This is a genomic window from Homoserinimonas aerilata, assembly GCF_006716125.1.
Classification (GTDB): Bacteria; Actinomycetota; Actinomycetes; order Actinomycetales; family Microbacteriaceae; genus Homoserinimonas; species Homoserinimonas aerilata.
Map to the genome: position 1 here is coordinate 66,006 of NZ_VFOM01000002.1, position 15,126 is coordinate 81,131.

Sequence of the window (15,126 nt, forward strand, 5' to 3'; positions counted from 1 at the left end):
CGCGCTCGCCTAGGCTTGAGGGGTGACCAGGCTCGTACGCATCGCCGGTCCAGCGCTCCTGCTGGCCGTCTCGTTCGCGGCACTCGTCGCGGCACTGCTGTACGGCGGAGGGGCGGATGCGCCGCAGTTCACCGACCCCGGCCCTGTCGTGCGCTTCGGCCTGCCGATCGCCAAACTGCTCGTCAACCTGGGCGCGGCGACCGCGATCGGTGCCCTCGTGCTCGCCAGCTTCGCGCTCGCGAGAGACGAGGACGCCTGGGGAGTCTCCATCGACATCGCGGCTGCCGGCGCGGCCGTCTGGGCCGTCGCATCCGCCGCCACAGCGTTCCTGACCTTCATGAACGTGTACCAGCAGCCCATCTCATCTGATCCGGCGTTCGGGCGCATCCTCGGCCAGTTCGTCACCGAGACGGAACTGGGCGTGTCCTGGTTGGTGACGATCCTCATCGCCGCGGCCGTGACCGCGCTCTGCTTCGCCGTGCGGCACCCCATCGCCGTCGCCTTCGTGACGGTGCTCGCCGTCGCGGGCCTCGTTCCGATGGCGACACAGGGGCACGCGGCAGGCACGGCCGGTCATGACGCCGCCGTCAACGCGCTCGGGCTGCACCTCGTCTTCGCCGCCGTCTGGCTGGGCGGCCTGATCGCGATCGTGCTGCTGCAGCGCACCCTCGACCGCGGGCGCATCGTCGAGGTCATCGAACGCTATTCGACGCTCGCGATCGTGTGCTTCGTGGTCGTCGCCATCTCCGGCTATGTGAGCGCGGCCCTGCGCATCGGCAGCCTCGACAGGCTGCTCACCGACTACGGCATCCTCGTCCTCGTCAAGGTTCTCGCCCTGCTCGCGCTCGGCTTCTTCGGCATGCTGCACCGCCGCTTCGTCATCGCCCGGATGCGCGTGGCCGGGCCGGGCAGGCGCGGCTACTTCTGGTGGCTGGTCGTCGCCGAGCTCGGCTTCATGGGGCTCGCCTCGGGCGTCGCTGCGGCGCTGGCCCGTACGGCGACGCCGGTGAAGGAGGAGGTCGTGGTCTTCACCCCGGCGACGATCCTCACGGGCGAACCGCTGCCCGCACCGCCGACGCCGATGTCGTTCCTCACCGAGTGGCGCTTCGACTCGCTGTGGACGCTCGTGGTCGTGTTCCTCGCCTTCTTCTATCTGGCCGGCGTGTGGCGGCTGCACCGGCGCGGCGACCGCTGGCCGGGCTTACGCACCGTGAGCTGGCTGGCCGGGCTCGTGCTGCTGTTCTATGTGACCAACGGCGCGCTGAACGTGTACGAGAAGTACCTGTTCAGCATGCACATGCTCGGCCACATGCTGCTGACGATGATGATCCCGGTGCTGCTGGTGCCGGGTGCGCCCGTGACGCTCATCTCGCGCGCGGTGCGCAAGCGCAACGACGGCAGCCGCGGCGTGCGGGAATGGGTGCTGTGGGCGGTGCATTCGCGCTACGCGGCCGTGCTGGCGAACCCGATCGTGGCGGCCGTGCTGTTCGCCGGCTCGCTCTGGGTCTTCTACTACTCGCCGCTCTTCCGCTGGGCGACGACCGAGCATCTGGGTCACCAGTGGATGATCGTGCACTTCCTGCTCACGGGCTACCTCTTCGTGCAGGCGCTCATCGGCGTCGACCCCGTCCCGTACCGCGCGCCGTACCCCCTGAGGTTGCTCCTGCTGCTCGGCACGATGGCGTTCCACGCCTTCTTCGGGCTCGGGCTCATGATGGGCCAGGGGCTGCTCCTGGCCGACTGGTACGGCGCCATGGGCTGGGGCACGGATGCTCTGGCAGACCAACAGGCGGGCGGCGGCATCGCCTGGAGCATCGGAGAGATCCCCACCATCATCCTGGCCATCAGTGTGGCCATATCGTGGTCGCGCAGCGACGCGAAACTCACGAAGAGACTGGACCGCAAGGCCGACCGCGACGGCGACTCCGACCTGCGCGCCTACAACGAGATGCTCGCGAAGCGGGCCGAGCACGACCTCGAGTGAGGCTCGCGAGTGGTCAGAACTCGCCCCCAAGCGCATCATCTTGGGGCGGATATCGACCACTCACGCGGCCCGCGCGGGCTGGGTGCGGTCGCTCAGCGCGGGGTGAAGGTAATGCCGCCGTCTGCGGTGAATGTGACCAGGTAGGAGACGGTGAAGGTGACGTCCTCGCTGAGGGTCGACACTGTGCCGTCGAACAGGGACATCACGTCGGCGGTGAGGCGCGCGCTCCCCGCGGCGGGCGGAACCAGCCACGTTCCACTCGTCTCGCCCGGCTCGATCGCCACGCTCGGGTAGGTGACCATCGACCATCCGGGCAGCCCCACGATGCGGTTGCTGATGGACTTGCCGAAGGGGCATCCGGTCGGCTGCAGCACCTGCTGGGTGGCGCAGTCGTCGAGATAGGAGGCGAGCTCCTCATCGACGGCGTCGACGAAGGCAGCACTGGCGCGCACCTCGAGCGTGAAGCGTTCGGTCGTGGCCGGCGAGCCCAACAGCAGGGTCGCGGGCTCGGCCTCGAGAAAATCGGAGCTGTACTCGAGCGTGTACGAGCCGGGCACGAGCACCTGAAAGCCGTTCGCCTGATCGGCCCCCTGCTCGGCGACGACGGTGACCCCGTTGACGTCGAACTCGACGGTGTTGTGTGGCACCACCTCGAGCACCCCGAGCGGCGAGGAGGCGAACTCCCACGACGAGAACACACCCAGATGCGGGCCCGTGTGGCGTACGGAGAAGGTGGTGGCGCCGCGGCTGCCGGCGGCGAGCACATATTCGACGGTGACGTTGTGCAGACCGTCGCCCTCGTCGACATCGGAGACGACCGAGGCATCCTGCAGCTGCCCCATGGCGTCGCGACGCAGCAGTGCGGGGCTCGCCTCGACCGTCGCGCCCTCGCCGACACCGGGCATCGCGAGGGCGGCGGCGACGTCGTGCCGTTCGAGCGCGCCCATGTACGAGGAGACGAAACCGGATGCGCTGAACACCGTGCTGTTGAGGGCGAGCACGGTGCCGAAGAAGCCCAGCAGCAGAACGGCGGCAGCGATCGCGAAGCCCACAGCGGGGGAGAGGGAGCGTGATGTTCGGGCGGCGGATGCGGGGGCGCCCGACTCCTCCTCACCGTGCGCCGAATCCATCCCGCCATCCTAAGCGGAGGCGCTGAACGACGGATGCCCGGCCCGCGCCCGGTAGATTGGTCGGGCACGATGACCACGGCAGGAGGGCGAGAGTGGAAGACATCACGCTCTCTGCGGAGCAGGCGGCCGTGTTCGAGGCGATCGAGACGACACGGGAGAACATCTTCGTCACCGGCCGCGCCGGCACCGGCAAATCGACGCTGCTGAACCACCTGTCGTGGAACACATCCAAGCAGGTCGTCATCTGCGCGCCCACGGGCGTCGCCGCGCTGAACGTGGGCGGGCAGACCATCCACTCGCTGTTCCGGCTGCCGATCGGCGTCATCGCCGACCACGGCATCGAACAGAATGCGGATGTTCGCAAGCTGCTGAACACGATCGACACGCTGGTCATCGACGAGGTCTCCATGGTGAACGCCGACCTCGTCGACGCCATAAACCGCAGCCTCCGCCAGGCCCGGCAGCGCCGCGAGGAACCGTTCGGCGGCGTGCAGGTGGTCATGTTCGGCGACCCGTACCAGCTGGCACCCGTGCCCGGCGACAGCGACGAGCGTGCCTACTTCGCCGACAACTACCGATCCATGTGGTTCTTCGACGCGAAGGTGTGGAACGACACCTCACTGCGCATCTTCGAGCTGGGCGTCATCCACCGCCAGCACGAAGAGGAGTTCAAGTTCATGCTCAACGCCGTGCGCCACGGCATGGTGACGGCCGAGATCGCGCAGCGGCTCAACGAGACAGGCGCGCGGCCGGCCCCCGTCGACGACGCGATCACGCTGGCCACGCGCAACGACACCGTCAATCGCATCAACGCGAGCTCGCTCGCGAAGCTCGGCGGCGCGGCGAAGACGGCGCGGGCGGAGGTCTCGGGCGACTTCGGCGGGCGGGCCTACCCCGCCGACGAGAACCTCGAACTCAAGGTGGGGGCGCGGGTCATGTTCCTGCGCAACGACGGCGACCAACGCTGGGTGAACGGCACCGTCGGCCGGGTCACCCGCATCGACTCGACCGTGCGGGTCGAGGTCGACGGCACCGAGCACGAGGTTCTGCCCGCCGTGTGGGAGAAGATCAAGTACAGCTACTCGGCGTCCACCAAACAGTTGCGCCGCGAGATCGTGGCCGAGTTCACGCAGTTTCCGCTGCGGCTCGCCTGGGCGGTCACCATCCACAAATCGCAGGGCAAAACGTACGAGCGCGCCGTCATCGACCTCGGCCAACGCTCCTTCGCCCCCGGGCAGACCTACGTCGCCCTCAGCCGAATCACGGCACTCGACGGCCTCTACCTGACGAGGCCGCTGCGGCCATCCGACATCATCGTCGACGACAACGTGCGCCGCTTCATGTCGCAGGCTGCCACAGTGCCGGGCATCGCCGCCTCCTAGCCTGCCGCCCCCTGCGCCGCCCCTTGCGCTGATCGAGCCGCCGCCCCCGCGGTGATCGAGCCTGCCGAAATCAAGCCTGCGAGTTCAACAGGAGATTGTGGGCGACGCGCGGGGAGCGGCGGCGAAACCCGGCGTGTCGCGAAGAATCTCCTGTTGAGTGAGTCGGTGGAGGCGGAGATGGCCGGGCGGGGTGTGCTCGGGGGGAGATTTCGACAGGCTCAATCAGTCGTAGGGGCGGCCCAATCGGCAGGGAAGGGCGGCCGATCGGCAGGGGAAGTGGGGCCTGGCCAGCGGGGAGGGGTGGGTGCCGGACCAGCGGGGAAGGGGTTCGTTCGGCAGGAGATTGTGGGCGGCGCGCCGGGAACGGGTGGTGGAGCCCGGCGTGTCGACGAGCATCTCCTGTTGAGCGCAGGCGCGAGTGGCGCGGTGCAGCGCAGAGGTGGAGCGGGCGCGGTGGCGAGGGGCGCGCGGGCGGCGGAGAGGCGAGAGGCGAGAGGGGGAGGGAGTGGGCGCGCGGTCGCCGTTAGGCGGCGGCCTTTGCCGCCGCGAGGTCCTCGAAGAGCTCCGTGTTGAAGCGGTAGGCCAGCAGAACCTCGTCGATGACGCGCTCGCGCTCCTCCGGCGACCAGTCCACAGCATCCAGCTGCTCGCGGTACTCGTTCTTGAACTCGGCGGGCGACGCGATCTGGTCGAAGATGTAGAAGCCGACGCCGTTCGTGTCGAAACCGAAGTGGCGCTGCATGACCTTGTAGATGTGCTGCCCGCCCGAGAGGTCGCCGAGGTAGCGCGTGTAGTGGTGGGCGATGAATCCGCCCGTCCAGTCGGCGACCTCGTTCACGCGGTCGACGTAGCGCTGCGTGGTGGGCAGCGGGGTGATCTGTGCGCGCCAGTCCGCGCCGAGCAGGAACTCGAGGTCCGCCTCGATCGCGGGCAGGCGTGTGAGCTGCGGCGTGATGAATGCGGATGCGATGGGGTCGTCGGCGAGGCGGGCGGCGGCCGCCTCGATCGCCTCGTAGATGAAGAAGTGCTGGGCGACGAGCGCAACATAGTCGTCACGCGTGCCGGTGCCCTTCATGAGGTCGGTCATGAAGCCCGCACCCTCGCTCTGGCCGTGGCTGGTCCAGGTGCGCTCGCGGAGGGCCTGGGAGAAGGGAATGACGGTCACGAAGGGTCTCCAAAGATTGGGTTAGGCAACCCTAATATAGTAGCGGGTTACTGACACGTTGTCAGCACATTTGCGTAACTGTGACCCGAAACCGTGGCCTGAAACCCCGAAAAGGTAGTTCAGTGCGGTCGCGGCGACACGCCCAGCGTCGCGCAGGCCTTGTCGTAGAGCACGACGATCTCTCGACGGATCTCGGCGCGCTCCGAGATCTCGGCCGTCCAGGGCACGGTCAGTGCCTGCGCTTGGCCGGCGGCGCTGTACGTCCACTGCCCGCCGTGCTGGTCGAGGTCGATCATGGTCGCCGACTCGGCATCCGGTGTTCCGAAGGCGCGCGCGATGAGCAGATTGTCGTCGCTGTGGTCGTCGTTCATGTGGTGGAGCACTGCGGCGATGACGTCGGGGGTGAAGGTGTTCTGTGAAGTTGGCACGAAACATACGGTACCCGGTGCCGGTTCTGCGCGACTATGGGGTATGCCCATCACACCTGACACGAAGAACTGGACCTGGGTGCTGGAGCGCCCGTGCCCCGAATGCCATTTCGACGCCTCCACCTTCAGCTCGCGCGATGTCGCGGAGATGGTGCGCTCGAATGCGGATGCGTGGCCGACCATTCTGAGGCATCCGGATGCGTCGGTGCGGCCGAATGACACGACCTGGTCGCCCCTGGAGTATGCGGCTCATGTGCGTGACGTGTTCGGCCTGTTCCGTGCGCGGCTGCAGCTCATGCTCGACGAGGTCGACCCGGTCTTCGATGACTGGGATCAGGACGAGACGGCCGTGCGTGAGCGCTACGGCGAGCAGGATCCGGGCACTGTAGCCCGCGAGTTGGTCGCCGCAGCCGCAGAGATGGCCGCGCTGCTGGACTCGGTCGACAACCAGGCGTGGGGTCGCACGGGTCGCCGCAGCGATGGCGCGAGCTTCACGATCGACACCTTCGCGAAGTACCTGATTCACGACTCGCTGCACCACCTCTGGGATGTGAGGTAGCTCAGCCTCGACTGCGGATCAGCTGCCGAGGGATGCCCGCAGCGGCCACTTCTGGTTGTCGAGGATGAACTGGGCGCAGCGGCCGTCGAGCGAGTTGACGACGATGGGCGCCATCAGGTTGGTGGTCGTGGTGCCGTCGGTTCCGGGGTTCGCGACGACGAGCACGAGGGCGTCGTCGGCGGAGGTGAGGCCGATCTCGTCGGCCTGTTCGTCGCTGAGCTCGGGGGAGTAGGCGGGCAGGTAGACGCCGGCATCGAGAACGAAGATGCGCGGGCCGCCCGGCGCCTGCAGGGTGAAGAGGCCGACGGCACCGGCTACGGGCGTGAGCAGGAAGTCGGTGTGCGGGGCGAAGCCGGGGGGCGGCGTGATGAAGCGCAGCTCGGCGATGGGCGCGTTCGGGCGGGCACCGGCGGGGCGTGTGTTCACGGGGCGGCCGATGGCCTGTGCGGTGCTCATCGCAGGAAGTCCATCAGCGTCGGCTGCAGAACGCGGGCTGTCACAGAGAGCGTCGACTGGTAGGTCAGCTCCTGCACCTGCAGGTCGATGAGGGCCTTGGCCAGGTCGAGGTCCTCGACGTCGGAGCGCTGGATCTCCAGCGCGACCGTCTGGTTCACGTTCGTCTCCTTGGCGTTCAGAATCTGCGAATGTCGCGCTCCGATGGTGGCTTGGGCGCCACGAACGGCCTCGAGGCGTGTGTCGAGCTCCCCGATCCGGGTGCTCACATTGGTGCCGCTGCGCAGGTCGGCCACGATGTTGTCGACGAGGGCGAAGACGGATGTCGCTCCGGTTCCGAAGACCTCGTCGCCACTCGCGTCGACCCGCACGGTGGTGACGGCGTCGATGCGACGCTCGACCGTGGCACCCGCAGCTCCCGTGTAGCTGTAGTCGGGGTTGAAGGCGACTCCCGCATCCGAGCTGCCGGCGAAGATGGAGCGGCCCAGATACTGGGAGTTGGCGCGGGTGAGGAGCTCGGAGCTGAGGCCCTCGAGTTCGACGGCGATGGCCTCCTTGGCGGTGGGCGACATGGAGCCGTCGTTGGCGCCGCGCACGGTGAGATCGCGCACGCGGTTCAGGAGGCTGTCGACCCCCATGAGAGTGGAGTCGACGGTGCTGAGCCATCCGTCGCCGTCGGAGATGTTGCGGGAGTACTGCTCGGTGGCCCGCTGCGCGGCGCGCACCTGCAGCGAACTGGCCGTGCCGGTGGGGTCGTCGGAGGGCTTGCCGATCTTCTTCAGGCTGGAGGCCTGATCTTGAAGCCGGCCCAGGGCGGCCTTGTTCAGGTCGAGGTTCTGCTGAGCATTGCGCATCAGCAGATTGGATGTCGTGCGCGTGATCATGGCTTACCTTCCGACGAGGCCGGTGCGGTTGATGAGGGTGTCGAGCATCTCGTCGACGGCGGTCATGACGCGCGCGGCACCCTGATAGGCGAGCTGGAAGCTCATCATGTTGACGTTCTCCTCGTCGAGGTCGACGGAGGAGTGCGAGAGCTGGGAGCCGATGGCGGAGCCTGCGGCGAGATCGGCGAGGCCGGACTGCTGGGCCGCCGTGCGGGAGGCGACGCCGATTCCGGTGACGATCGACGACCAGAGCGAGTCGGCGCCGTCGCGGGCGGTGCCGAGCTGCGCGAGCTGGTCTGCCACGCTGCCGTTGTAGCCGCCGGCCCCGGGGAGGGCCGAGGCGATGCCGTCGACGGATGTCGGCACGACGCTGAGGCCGAGTGCGGCGGGCATGCCCGCGGAGAAGCCGAAGAAGTCGAGGTTGGTGGCCCCGGACTTGCTCTCGCCCGTGCGGTGCACCATGTTGACCTTGTCGGCGAGCAGCTGGGCGAGGGAGTTGTACGACTCGGCCGCCTCGGCGATGGCGCCGCCCGTCTGGCTGCCGTCGGAGGGAGCAAGCATGGCCAGTGCGCCGCCGAGCTCGCCGCCGCTGAGGGCGATCGCGCCCGGGCGGTGCGCCCATTCGAGATGGATCGGGTCGCCGTCGCGCATGAGATAGCTGCCGCTCGTCTTCACAGGCTTGAAGGTCTCGCCCGAGACGAGGGGGTTGCCGCCGATGAGCACCTCGTACTCGCCGTCGGCGTTCTCGCGGGCGACGCCGCCCGAGAGGGTTGCGATGGTCGTGGCGAGATCGGCACGCTTGTCGAGCATCTCGTTGACGTTGCCGCCCGCGTTCTGGGTCGAGCGGATGAGCTTGTTGAGATCGGCGAGCTGGACGCCCGCGTTGTTGAGCTCGGCGACCATGCCGTCTGCCTGCTGCCGCAACTGCGACCACTGGGTCTCGGCATCCGTGTAACCGCGAGCGATCTGGGAGGCGAGCACGCCCGCCTTCTCGAGCAGCACCCCCGCGGCCGCCGGCTCGCCGGCCCGGTTGGAGACGTCATGCCAGGCGGCCCAGAAGTCCTGCAGCTGGGCGGAGAGGCCGTTCTCGCCGGGCTCCTGCAGTGTCGCCTCGAGCGAGGCCATGGCGTTCGCCTGAACGCCCCAGTAGCCGGCGCTCGCCGTGGTCGTGCGCACCTTGGCGTCGAGGAAGATGTTGCCGAGGCGGGCGATTCCCTCGGTGGAGACACCCTGGCCGACGCGGATGCCGTTCGAGAGAACGCCCGTGTTGGCGACCCCGCCGATGGACGATGTGGTGATGCGCTGCCGGGTGTAGCCGGACGTGTTGGCGTTGGCGATGTTCTGGCCGACCACGTCGAGCCCCAGCCGGGCGGCGGTGAGGGCGGTGTAGGCGGTGTTCAGTCCGCTGAATGTGCTCATAGGGCTGCTCAGAGTCTCTTGTCGATCAGGCGGGCGTCGGCGCCGCTGCTGGCGGTTCCGCTGGAGTCGTAGGTGCCGGCATCCGGCGACAGGCTTGCGAGGGTCTCCTGCGTGGAGCGCAGGGCGGAGCGCAGGAACTGCTCGTTGAGGTCGCGCAGCTGCTGGATCTCGGCGGTCAGCTCGGTCATGGCCCGCAGATGGTTGTCGAAGATCTCGCCCCAGGGGCCCTCGGGGGCGTGGGTGACGAGCTCGCGCAGGGATGCATCGGAGCCGGCGCCCCACTCCTCGGCGAGGGCGGCGACCTCGATGGCGCGGTTCAGGCCGGAGTCGCGGAGGCGCTCGAGAACCTGCTCGACCTCTCGCGTGGCGTGCGAGAGCCAGCGGGCCTTACCTGCCGTGAGCAGCAACTGCTCCTCTTCGAGCTTGAAGAGCAGCAGTTCGAGAAGCTCGCGTTCGCGCCACAGGATGGCGGAGACCTCATTCGCGCCCATCGCTCCCCTGCTTCCTGTCGGCATTGCCTCGTGTCGCCTGCACGGTCTGTGCGGGTCACTGGCCACTATCGGCAAGGCTAGCCGCTGCGTAAGACACGGATGCGCTCAAAAACGAGCGAATTACACCGTTGTAATGCTCCCCCAGTTGTGGGGAGCAGTTCCCCCGGAGGGGGGGCAGGTGAACAAAGATTTAACCTGGCAGGACGCCTTTTGTTGCGTACAACCTCATAGTGTTTGCGCTATGGCAGTCGAAGCGATTCGAAGGTCAACCTGGCGGTGACGGCCAGAAAAAGGTGATCGAGCGATCACGGCAGGCGCCGAGGCCCGAAACTTCTGCATCAGCCGGCACGATCACATGAGTAGTACTGCACCACCACGCTTACCCGCGTTCTGTTCCATTTAGTTTTGCTGCACAACGGGGGTCCTGCTGTTGAACCGCATTGAAAGAAACCAGTTGGTGATCGACAACCTGCCACTGGTGGGTTACCTGGTGTCGGAGCTGTGCGCTCGCGCCACTCATCTGTCGAGAGACGATCTCGCCTCTGTCGGCGCCATCGGCCTCATCACCGCGGCCGAGTCGTTCGACTCGAGCCTCGGCATCCCCTTCGGCGCCTTCGCCCGCAAGCGCATCACCGGCGCCTTCGCCGACGAGCTGCGCGCAGGCGACTGGGCCAGCCGCGGCACCCGCAAGCGCATCAAGGAGACCCTGCTCGTGCAGGACTCGCTCACCGCGAGCCTCGGCCGCAGCCCCTCGGTCGACGAGATCGCGGCGGCCCTCGGCGTCGACCGCGACACAGCGGCAGAAGCGATGGCGGATGCCTCGCGCACCGTGACCACGCTCGACGACATGACCGCAGACACCATGATCGCCGACACGGCGCTTCCGGAGGAGAGCCTCCTGGAGGAGGAGCGCACCGCCTACCTGCGTGCCGCCGTCGAGGCGCTTCCGGAGAAGATGCGCCACATCGTCACCGCCGTCTACTTCGACGACCGGCCGGTGAAGGAGATCGCCGAGGAGCTGGGCATCACCCACTCGGCCGTCTCCCAGCAGCGTTCGGAGGCCATCCGTCTGCTGCGTGACGGCCTCGGCACCCACTACTCCGACAACCCCGACGCCGAATACGAGGCGGAGTCGAGGGTGTCAGCCGCCAGCCGCAACGCCTACCTCGCACGTCTCGCGAACCAGGCGGTTGCCGGGATGAGCAGAATGGTCGCGGGGCCGATCGGGCTGAACAACACGGTCGCCTCGTAGCAACACGCACTGGCGGCACGAACTCACAACTGAAAAGATTCACAGACCCCCCGGCTAACGGATGTCGCGAGACGGCCGATAGCTAGGGTTACCGGACCACGGATGGGCCGGCGTACATCACCCACATCACGGAGGAAAACATCATGGGTATGCAGATCAACACCAACGTTGCGGCGCTCAACTCGTACCGCAACCTGTCCAACACGCAGAACGACCTGTCGAAGTCGCTTGAGAAGCTCTCGAGCGGCCTCCGCATCAACCGTGCAGCGGATGACGCAGCAGGTCTGGCAATCTCCGAGGGCCTGCGCTCGCAGGTCAGCGGCTCCAAGATCGCGGCTCGCAACGCCCAGGACGGCATCTCGGTCATCCAGACCGCGGAAGGCGCCCTGACCGAGGTCCACTCCATCCTCCAGCGCATGCGTGACCTCGCGGTGCAGGGTGGTAACGACTCCAACAACACCGACTCGCGTCTCGCGATCAAGGGTGAGGCCGACCAGCTGGGCCAGGAGCTCAACCGCATCGTCGGTGCCACGAACTTCAACGGCATCAAGCTGCTGGACGGTACAGCCGGTACTGCTGGCGTTCTGTCGTTCCAGGTCGGTGCAGGTGCCACCGCGAACGACGTGATCTCGGTCACCCTCGGCAATGTTGGAACGACCCTTGGAACGCTCTCCGACGCCGCCGCGGCCGGGGGCTTCCTCGTCTCGACTGCGGCCGAGGCAACAACGACGATCGGAACGATCGACACCGCCATCAAGGCGATCTCGACGTCTCGTGCCAGCCTTGGTGCCGTGCAGAACCGCTTCGAGTCGACGATCAACTCGCTCAACGTCTCGGCGGAGAACCTCGCCGCGGCCGAGTCGCGTATCCGCGACACGGACATGGCGTCGGAGATGGTCAACTACACGCGTGCGAACATCCTGTCGCAGGCCGGTACCGCCATGCTCGCGCAGGCGAACCAGTCCAACCAGGGCGTTCTCCAGCTCCTCGGCTAGGCGCGGTAGGTAAAGCCACACTCGGTGGCGGCCGCGCGAGGATCTGGACCTCCGCGCGCGGTCGCCGCCGGGTGTTCTTCACACCGGAACATCAGCATCCGTACGTCTCGCATCGCCTTCTGAAAGGAGGGACACCATGGGCATCACCCTCCCGGGCCTCGCCAGCGGCCTCAACAGCGCCGACCTCATCGCCTCCTTCATGCAGCTTGAGGCGATCCCGCAGACCCTGCTCAAGAACAAGGCGACCGTCACCAGCAGCACCGTCACCGTGCTGCAGGCGCTCAACACCCGCATCGCCTCCCTCGCCGAGCTGGCCAAGACGGCGGCGAAGCCCGCAGCCCTCGACCTGCACAAGGCCACCAGCAGCACGGATGCCGTCACCGCATCCGTCGGCACGGGAGCCTCGGCCGGGTCGCTCGAATTCACGGTCGACGCCCTCGCCCAGTCGCAGTCGGCCGTCACCGCCGCACTGACCGAATGGCCGAGCACCGGGCCGATCACCATCGTGGGCGCCGACGGCACCCAGACCGAACTGAGCCCCGCATCCGCCTCGCTCGACGACGTCGTGCGGGCCATCAACGCCTCGGATGCCGGGGTGAAGGCCGTGAAGGTCGCCTCGGGTGCCGATGGCAACGGCGACCCGCTCTTCAGGCTGCAGCTCACCTCCGCCACGACCGGCGCAGACGCTGCCTTCAGCATCTACCAGGGCAGCGCAGCCGAGGTCGACGGCGGCACCGCCACCGATCTGCTCGCCGCCCCCGGCGCCGCAATGGTGAAGCAGGCGCAGGACGCCAAGATCACCCTGTGGGGAGGAACCGGCGCTGAGCAGAGCGTCACCTCGACAAGCAACACCTTCACGGCGCTGCTGCCCGGAGTCGACGTGAACGTCACGAAGACCAGCACCGATCCGGTCACGATCGAGGTGGCCCGCGACAGTGAAGCCGCCACGAAGGTCGCGAAGGACCTCGTGGCCTCGCTCACCGACATCTTCATCTTCATCGACAGTCGCTCGAAGGTGACCACCGCTGGCAGCGGAAGCGATTCGACCGCCAAGGGCGGCATCTTCACGGGCGACAGCACCGTGCGGGGAGCCAAGCAGGCGCTGCTCTCCGCCATCACCATGCCGATCAACGGCCACTCGCCGTCTGAGATCGGCATCAGCATCACCAAGACGGGCACGATCGAATTCGACGCCGAGAAGTTCGCGGCCGCGCTCGCATCCGACCCGGCCAAGGTCGAAACGGCCATGGCCGGCCTCGCCGACCGCGTCGCAACCACCGCCACCGCGCAGTCCGACAAATACGACGGCCTCCTGACATCCAAGATCAATGGTCAGGAAAAGCTCGTCAGCACATACAACGACCAGATCGAAGCGTGGGACCTGCGCCTCGAGAAGCGGCAGAGCACCCTCGAGCGCACCTATGCCGCCCTCGAAGTGCGCATGGGCGCCTTCAACTCGCAGTCCGCCTGGCTCACCTCGCAGATCGCCTCACTCCCGACGTACGGAGGTAACACGAAATGACCATGACGATGCCCGAGCACGCCACCGGAGAGGTCCAGCCGCTCACGACAGGACGCGAAGCCATGAGCGCCATGGGGCAGAGCAGCCCTGCCGCCGACGCTCGCCGCGCAGCCTTCAACCGCGACGCCATCCTCTCGGCCTCGCCCGCCCGACTCCTCACCATGCTCTACGACAGGCTGCTGCTCGACCTCGGCCGCGCCGAGATCGCCCAGGACGTCGAAGACTGGCAGTCCGCCAGCAAGCACCTGCTGCACGCGCAGGACATCGTCGCCGAGCTCACCTCGTCACTCAAGATCGACGACTGGGACGGCGCGCACGACCTGCTCGGCATCTACACCTTCGTCAACCGCGCGCTCATCTACTCGAACACGCGCCGCGACGTCGACAGCACCCGGGTCTGCATCTCGCTGCTCGAACCGCTGCGCCAGACCTGGCACGCCGCCGCCGAGATGGTGCCCGTCACGGCGCCCATCACGCACCTCGGCGGAACGCTCGGCGTGGCCTGAACCATGCCGCACGACGCCGCCGCACTGACCGCCACCTCCTTCGAGGCGTGGTCGGAGGCGCTCGACGCGCTCGAACAGGAACTCGCACTCGCCGACGAACTGGGCGAGCCGGATGATCTGGGCGAACTGAGCGGCAACGACTGGGTCGCGCCAACGGGCCTCGGCAGCCTGCCGCCAGAACTTGTCGACCGCGCCCGCGCCATCCTCGACGCGCAGCGCGCCACCGTCGCCCGCCTCGAGGAACGCCGCAGAGACACCGCGCGCCACCTCGCCGCACTGCAGACCGTGCCGCACATGCAGCAGCGCGAAGCCGCCGTCTATCTCGACGTCGCAGGCTGACGAGAGCCGCACGCCGGAGCATCCGGCATCTCTTTCTGCCTGGTCTCTCGGCGGACACCTCGCGCACTCCACGACGCGTTGTGCGACGCATTGTGCGACACCTCCAGACAGATTGTTCTGCGGTCTCCTAACGGACCGCCGGCGAATGCCGATAGCTAGGGAATGAGCAGGGATCGCTCATCGTCAGGCCATGGATCGGCCGCTCATGTCACAACCATGAAATGGGACGACCGTGTTCGATTCGGTGACCTCCGTCGCGATGGGCAGCGCCCTCGACGGACTCTCGGCGCGCCAGCGCGCCATCGCCAACAACATCGCCAACGTCAACACCCCCGACTACAAGGCCAAGCGGGTGCTGTTCGAAGACGCCCTCGCGCGCTCAGTGAAAGCAGGCGACGGGGCGGTCACCGCCACCACCGCAGACTCGCTCGAGCCAACACAGCTCAACGGCAACAACGTGAACCTCGACACCGAGACCCTCTCCAACATCGACACCGTGCTGCGGTACCAGTTCGCCGCGCGCTCCATCGAAGGACAGTTCACGAGCATCAGGTCGGCCATCAGGACCAGCTAGCGCACACCGCACAGCCAGCAGACACTTCTCACTTCGCACCACC

General features: G+C 67.4%; 16 protein-coding genes. 9 read left to right on the top strand and 7 right to left on the bottom strand.

Annotated elements, in window-relative coordinates; translation table 11 throughout:
• Nucleotides 1–22 precede the first annotated feature (22 nt).
• Nucleotides 23–1,984: a bifunctional copper resistance protein CopD/cytochrome c oxidase assembly protein gene (locus FB562_RS10450; RefSeq protein WP_221625405.1), complete on the top strand. Its 1,962-nt coding sequence runs from the start codon at nucleotides 23–25 to the stop codon at nucleotides 1,982–1,984.
• A gap of 92 nt (nucleotides 1,985–2,076) precedes the next feature.
• Here the strand turns inward: FB562_RS10450 and FB562_RS10455 are convergent, their stop codons facing one another.
• Entirely contained in the window at nucleotides 2,077–3,114 is a 1,038-nt protein-coding gene (locus FB562_RS10455) for a hypothetical protein (protein ID WP_141881251.1), read from the bottom strand.
• Between the two features lie 92 nt (nucleotides 3,115–3,206).
• Here FB562_RS10455 and FB562_RS10460 point away from each other — a divergent pair, with 92 nt between their 5' ends.
• Complete coding sequence (locus FB562_RS10460; protein ID WP_141881252.1) at nucleotides 3,207–4,496, top strand: ATP-dependent DNA helicase; 1,290 nt, start codon at nucleotides 3,207–3,209, stop codon at nucleotides 4,494–4,496.
• A 523-nt stretch (nucleotides 4,497–5,019) separates the two neighbouring features.
• Here the strand turns inward: FB562_RS10460 and FB562_RS10465 are convergent.
• Both FB562_RS10465 and FB562_RS10470 read right to left on the bottom strand, forming a co-directional pair.
• On the bottom strand, nucleotides 5,020–5,661 hold the full coding sequence (locus FB562_RS10465) for a biliverdin-producing heme oxygenase (RefSeq protein WP_141881253.1): 642 nt from the start codon (nucleotides 5,659–5,661) through the stop codon (nucleotides 5,020–5,022).
• Nucleotides 5,662–5,780: 119 nt separating this feature from the next.
• Nucleotides 5,781–6,089: a DUF2470 domain-containing protein gene (locus FB562_RS10470; protein ID WP_246081459.1), complete on the bottom strand. Its 309-nt coding sequence runs from the start codon at nucleotides 6,087–6,089 to the stop codon at nucleotides 5,781–5,783.
• A gap of 43 nt (nucleotides 6,090–6,132) precedes the next feature.
• Here FB562_RS10470 and FB562_RS10475 point away from each other — a divergent pair, with 43 nt between their 5' ends.
• The gene (locus tag FB562_RS10475; protein ID WP_141881255.1) at nucleotides 6,133–6,648 is read left to right on the top strand and encodes a DinB family protein; all 516 of its coding nucleotides are present in this window, start codon (nucleotides 6,133–6,135) and stop codon (nucleotides 6,646–6,648) included.
• A gap of 18 nt (nucleotides 6,649–6,666) precedes the next feature.
• On the opposite strand, the gene fliW is transcribed toward FB562_RS10475, so the two are convergent.
• Genes fliW through flgN form a run of 4 tightly spaced genes read right to left on the bottom strand, consistent with a single transcriptional unit; the run spans nucleotide 6,667 to nucleotide 9,895 of the window.
• Nucleotides 6,667–7,104 (bottom strand): flagellar assembly protein FliW, encoded by a 438-nt coding sequence (gene fliW, locus FB562_RS10480; RefSeq protein ID WP_141881256.1) that lies wholly within the window; start codon nucleotides 7,102–7,104, stop codon nucleotides 6,667–6,669.
• The gene (gene flgL, locus FB562_RS10485; RefSeq protein WP_141881257.1) at nucleotides 7,101–7,985 is read right to left on the bottom strand and encodes a flagellar hook-associated protein FlgL; all 885 of its coding nucleotides are present in this window, start codon (nucleotides 7,983–7,985) and stop codon (nucleotides 7,101–7,103) included. The genes fliW and flgL overlap by 4 nt, the downstream gene beginning before the upstream one ends.
• A gap of 3 nt (nucleotides 7,986–7,988) precedes the next feature.
• Complete coding sequence (flgK, locus tag FB562_RS10490) at nucleotides 7,989–9,404, bottom strand: flagellar hook-associated protein FlgK (protein ID WP_141881258.1); 1,416 nt, start codon at nucleotides 9,402–9,404, stop codon at nucleotides 7,989–7,991.
• 8 nt (nucleotides 9,405–9,412) lie between these two features.
• On the bottom strand, nucleotides 9,413–9,895 hold the full coding sequence (gene flgN, locus FB562_RS10495; protein ID WP_141881259.1) for a flagellar export chaperone FlgN: 483 nt from the start codon (nucleotides 9,893–9,895) through the stop codon (nucleotides 9,413–9,415).
• Nucleotides 9,896–10,325: 430 nt separating this feature from the next.
• On the opposite strand from flgN, the gene FB562_RS10500 reads away from it, so the two are divergent.
• The 6 genes from FB562_RS10500 (at nucleotide 10,326) to FB562_RS10525 (ending at nucleotide 15,083) form a co-directional block, all read left to right on the top strand.
• Complete coding sequence (locus tag FB562_RS10500; protein WP_141881260.1) at nucleotides 10,326–11,147, top strand: sigma-70 family RNA polymerase sigma factor; 822 nt, start codon at nucleotides 10,326–10,328, stop codon at nucleotides 11,145–11,147.
• A gap of 143 nt (nucleotides 11,148–11,290) precedes the next feature.
• Nucleotides 11,291–12,142, top strand: a complete 852-nt coding sequence (locus FB562_RS10505) for a flagellin N-terminal helical domain-containing protein (protein WP_141881261.1) — start codon at nucleotides 11,291–11,293, stop codon at nucleotides 12,140–12,142.
• A 136-nt stretch (nucleotides 12,143–12,278) separates the two neighbouring features.
• On the top strand, nucleotides 12,279–13,664 hold the full coding sequence (gene fliD, locus FB562_RS10510) for a flagellar filament capping protein FliD (RefSeq protein ID WP_141881262.1): 1,386 nt from the start codon (nucleotides 12,279–12,281) through the stop codon (nucleotides 13,662–13,664).
• Nucleotides 13,661–14,170: a flagellar export chaperone FliS gene (locus tag FB562_RS10515; RefSeq protein WP_342777296.1), complete on the top strand. Its 510-nt coding sequence runs from the start codon at nucleotides 13,661–13,663 to the stop codon at nucleotides 14,168–14,170. The genes fliD and FB562_RS10515 overlap by 4 nt, the downstream gene beginning before the upstream one ends.
• A 3-nt stretch (nucleotides 14,171–14,173) precedes the next feature.
• The gene (locus FB562_RS10520) at nucleotides 14,174–14,509 is read left to right on the top strand and encodes a hypothetical protein (RefSeq protein WP_141881263.1); all 336 of its coding nucleotides are present in this window, start codon (nucleotides 14,174–14,176) and stop codon (nucleotides 14,507–14,509) included.
• Between the two features lie 232 nt (nucleotides 14,510–14,741).
• Nucleotides 14,742–15,083, top strand: coding sequence for a flagellar basal body rod protein FlgB (locus FB562_RS10525; protein WP_141881264.1), 342 nt, complete (start codon nucleotides 14,742–14,744; stop codon nucleotides 15,081–15,083).
• Nucleotides 15,084–15,126: the final 43 nt, after the last annotated feature.

Coding starts and splice junctions, on each gene's coding strand:
- flgL (WP_141881257.1), bottom strand. CDS start 7,985: ATGATCACGCGCACGACATCCAATCTGCTGATGCGCAATGCTCAGCAG.
- FB562_RS10515 (WP_342777296.1), top strand. CDS start 13,661: ATGACCATGACGATGCCCGAGCACGCCACCGGAGAGGTCCAGCCGCTC.
- FB562_RS10520 (WP_141881263.1), top strand. CDS start 14,174: ATGCCGCACGACGCCGCCGCACTGACCGCCACCTCCTTCGAGGCGTGG.
- FB562_RS10505 (WP_141881261.1), top strand. CDS start 11,291: ATGGGTATGCAGATCAACACCAACGTTGCGGCGCTCAACTCGTACCGC.
- FB562_RS10475 (WP_141881255.1), top strand. CDS start 6,133: ATGCCCATCACACCTGACACGAAGAACTGGACCTGGGTGCTGGAGCGC.
- flgK (WP_141881258.1), bottom strand. CDS start 9,404: ATGAGCACATTCAGCGGACTGAACACCGCCTACACCGCCCTCACCGCC.
- fliD (WP_141881262.1), top strand. CDS start 12,279: ATGGGCATCACCCTCCCGGGCCTCGCCAGCGGCCTCAACAGCGCCGAC.
- FB562_RS10455 (WP_141881251.1), bottom strand. CDS start 3,114: ATGGATTCGGCGCACGGTGAGGAGGAGTCGGGCGCCCCCGCATCCGCC.
- flgN (WP_141881259.1), bottom strand. CDS start 9,895: ATGGGCGCGAATGAGGTCTCCGCCATCCTGTGGCGCGAACGCGAGCTT.
- fliW (WP_141881256.1), bottom strand. CDS start 7,104: ATGAGCACCGCACAGGCCATCGGCCGCCCCGTGAACACACGCCCCGCC.